The following is a 2,920-nucleotide window of genomic DNA, read 5'->3' on the forward strand; positions in this document are numbered from 1 at the left end:
GCCCTGCGCCGTGCCCTGGCCGCCCTCCGGGCGCACCACGACGCCCTGCGCTGCCGCTTCACCCCCGGCCCGGACGGCACCTGGCAGCAGCACTGCGAACCCGCCGAGGCCACCGCCCCCGAGCTGCTGACGGTCCACCACCGGGACGAGGAGGCGGCCGTGACCGCGGCCGCCCAGGCCGGCTTCCGGCTGGACACCGGCCCGCTGCTCACCGCCCGGCTGTTCCGGCCCGGCACCACCGGCCCGGCCCGGCTGCTGCTCGTCGTCCACCACCTGGTGGTCGACGGCGTCTCCTGGCGGGTGCTGCTGGAGGACCTGGAGACCGCCTACCGGCAGGCCGTCGAGGGCCGCCCGCTGCGGCTGCCCGCCCGCACCACCTCCGTCCGGGAGTGGGCCCGGCTGCTGCGCGTCCGTGCCGAGTCCGGCGGCTTCGCCGGGCAGCGCGCCCACTGGGCCGAGGCCGCCCGGGCGTGCGCCGCCCCGCTGCCGGTGGACGGCGAGGGCGCCGACACCGCCGCCGAACTGCGCTCGGTGACCGTCCGGTTGGACCGCGAACGCACCGACCGGCTGCTGCGCCAGGTGCCCGCCGTCTACCGGACCCGGATCGACGACGTGCTGCTCACGGCGCTCGGCCGGGCGCTGGCGGACTGGGCCGGGCGGCGCACGGTGGCGATCGGCCTGGAGGGCCACGGCCGGGAGGACGGCCTGTTCGAGGGCGTCGACCTGTCCCGTACGGTCGGCTGGTTCACCTCGCTCTACCCCGTCGCCCTGGACGTCCCCGACGCCCCCGGCGGGGACTGGGGCGCCGCGCTCAAGTCCGTCAAGGAGCAGCTGCGCGCGGTGCCGGACCACGGCCTCGGCTACGGCGCGCTGCGCCACCTGGCGCCCGACGGCGGACTCGCCGACGCCCCCGCGCCCGGCATCAGCTTCAACTACCTCGGCCGCTTCGACTGGTCCGCCGAGGGCGCCGCCCTGGTGCGCGCCGTCCCCGGCGGCCTGGGCGGTTCGGAGGCGCCCGGCACCGAGCGGCCCCACCTGCTGGACGTGGTCGCCCGGGTCGAGGGCGAGGAGCTGGAGATCGCCTGGTACTACGGCGTCGGCCGGCACCGCGCGGACACCGTCACCGCCCTGGCCGAGGCGATGCTGCGCGCGCTGGAGGGGATCCTCGCGCACTGCGCCGCACCGGGCGCCGGCGGGCGCACCCCCGCCGACTTCCCGCTGGCCCGGCTGGACCAGGCGGCGGTGGACCGGATCGTCGGGGACGGGCGCGAGGTCGCCGACGTCCTCCCGCTGACGCCGATGCAGGCGGGCATGCTGTTCCACAGCCTGCTGGAGCCGGCCGGGCGCACCTACGTCAACCAGGTGCAGCTGGTGCTCACCGGGGTCACCGGCCCGGGGGCGCTCGCCGAGGCCTGGCAGCGGACCGCGGACGCCAACCCGGTGCTGCGCACCCGGCTCAGCTGGCAGGACACCGCCGAGCCGGTCCAGGTCGTGCGGCGGCGGGCGGCCCTGCCGATCGCCCACCACGACTGGTCGGACCGGCCCGCCGAGCGGGTTGCCCGGGACACCGCCCGGCTGCTCGCCGCCGACCGGGAGGCCGGGATCGACCTGGCCACCGGGCCGCTGCTGCGGCTCTCCCTGGTCCGGCTGGGCGCCGACCGGGTGCGGGTGGTGTGGACCTTCCACCATGTGCTGCTCGACGGCTGGAGCGCGGCCCAGGTCTTCGACGAGGTCTGCGAGCGCTACGCCGCGCTGACCGAGGGCCGGCCGCCGCAGCTCGTCGAACGCGCCCCCTTCGCCGACCACCTGCGCTGGCTCGCCGCCCAGGACGGGGCGCGGGCCGAACGGTACTGGCGCGACACCCTGGCCGGCTTCCCCGCGCCCACCGAACTGCCCCGGGACCGGCGCCCCGCCGGGGCCCACCGGGCCAGCTCCGGTGCCAAGGTGCGGATCGGCCTCGGCGCCGAACTCTCCGAGCGGCTGCGCGACACCGCCCGGCAGGCCGGGCTGACCGTCAATACCGTCCTCCAGGGCGCCTGGGCGCTGCTGCTCTCCCGCTACGGCGGCGGGGACGACGTGGTGTTCGGCACCGTCGTCTCCGGGCGGCCCGCCGAACTCCCCGGCGTCACCTCGATGGTGGGGCTGTTCATCAACGCGCTGCCGACCCGGGCGCGGATCGACGAGCGCCGCCCGCTGCGGGAGTGGCTGCACGCGCTGCAGGGCGCCCAGTCGGAGGCCCGCCGGTACGACTCCGTCTCGCTGGCCCAGCTCCAGAACTGGAGCGAACTGCCCGGCGGGACGGCCCTGTTCGAGAGCATCGTGGTCTTCGAGAACTACCCCTTCGACGCCGGTGCGCTGAGCCGGCACGGCCTGGCGGTGGAGACCGAGAGCGTCCAGGAGCCGACCAGCTACCCGCTCAGCGTGGTGGTCGCCCCCGGCGATTCGGTCGTGATCGACCTTGACCACGACCCGGCCGCCTTCGACACCGCGACCGTCGAGGGCCTCGGGGCGAGCCTGCGCACGCTGCTGGCCGGGTTGGCGGCGGGCCTCGACCGGACCGCCGCCGAACTCCCGCTGCTGGCACCGGACTCGGGCCGCGAGCTGGTCCGACGCCTCGGCGGCGCGGTGGTCGAGCCGCCGGAGCGCACCCTGCCCGAGGCCTTCGCCCGGCAGGCCGCCCGCACCCCCGACGCCCCGGCTGTCCGCTCCGGCGGCACCGTGCTGAGCTACCGGGAGCTGGACGAGCGCTCCAACCGGCTGGCCCGGCTGCTGATCGCGGCCGGGGCCGGCCCCGAGCGCTTCGTCGCGCTCGCGCTGCCCCGCACCGCCGAGCTGGTGGTGGCCCTGCTGGCGGTGCTCAAGAGCGGCGCCGGCTACCTCCCGGTCGACCCCGGGTACCCGGCCGAGCGGATCGCGTACC

General features: G+C 77.3%; 1 protein-coding gene. It reads left to right on the forward strand.

The features are described 5' to 3' along the window. Nucleotides 1-2,920, forward strand: a 2,920-nt coding sequence (locus tag ACFC1T_RS38295; RefSeq protein WP_375897412.1) for a condensation domain-containing protein, incomplete at both ends; no start/stop codon positions are given.

The organism is Kitasatospora sp. NPDC056076 (genome assembly GCF_042266305.1).
GTDB lineage: Bacteria > Actinomycetota > Actinomycetes > Streptomycetales > Streptomycetaceae > Kitasatospora.